Source organism: Oerskovia sp. 140933, from assembly GCF_059651515.1.
In genome coordinates, this window is record NZ_JAMXIO010000076.1 from 1 (window position 1) to 918 (window position 918).

The following is a 918-nucleotide window of genomic DNA, read 5'->3' on the forward strand; positions in this document are numbered from 1 at the left end:
CAATTGGCATTAACTATCAAGCACACTGTTGAGTTCTCAAGCAACCGACACGCACCGAATCCAACCCGTTCCCAGGCCTTCACTCGGGGCAACTTGTTAATCTTATCAGACTTTCCGGGGCTTTCCAACCTCTTGATTTCTCAGGAGGGGTGCCGCACGAGCCGACCGCATTCCCTACTCCTCAAGGACGCAAGCATCCTCAGAAATCTTCAGGAAGGTTGGTTCACCCGGGGGATCCAGCCACTTCGCGGCGGCTCCGAGGAGCTTCGCAGTGGTGTCTGTTCCTCCCTGCCGGGCTGACTCAGAGAACATTACGGTGGAGGGGGCGCTGCGGTCAAACCAGCGTTCCGTGACCCCGGTCACCGGGCGTCGGGCGCTCACGAGGGCCATGTCCGGGACCACGGCGGCCGCGCCGGCGGGCCGTCGCCTCACCCCGCCGGCGCGTCGTGGTCGACGGACGCGTCGAGGACGACAGATAGCGTCGGGCCATGAGCTCCCCCGTCGAGACCCCTCGCCCACACGTCGTCCAGCGTCCGGAGGACGCGGTGCACGTCCTCGTCCCGTGCGTCATCGAGGAGCGGCACGTCGCCCGCGCACTCGTCGTCTACCGGGAGCTGGTCGGTGCGACCAGGCAGGAGGCCGGCTGCTTGTCGTACGAGCTCCTCCAGCGGACCGACGACGCCACCCGCTTCGTCCTCGTCGAGACGTGGGAGTCGCAGGACCACCTCGACGCCCATACCCGGACGGAGCACTTCGTGCGCCTCGTCGCCGAGCTCGAGCAGCTCGAGCAGGCCGACTCGGCAGAGCTCTACAGGAAGGTGCTCTAGGTGTACTGACCAGGACCGTTGTTGACGTGAAGAGAGACCTCCGTGTCGAGTGGGAGCTGTCTAGGAACCCGGCTCTGACCAACGGAGGTCT

General features: G+C 64.9%; 1 protein-coding gene. It reads left to right on the plus strand.

Annotated features, from left to right (window positions below; translation table 11 throughout):
* Window positions 1-488: 488 nt before the first annotated feature.
* Window positions 489-827 (plus strand): putative quinol monooxygenase, encoded by a 339-nt coding sequence (locus NHG27_RS18965; protein ID WP_497017358.1) that lies wholly within the window; start codon window positions 489-491, stop codon window positions 825-827.
* Window positions 828-918 lie beyond the last annotated feature (91 nt).

Excerpts from the sequence above, each read along its gene's own strand:
- NHG27_RS18965 (WP_497017358.1), top strand. The coding sequence starts at position 489 with ATGAGCTCCCCCGTCGAGACCCCTCGCCCACACGTCGTCCAGCGTCCG.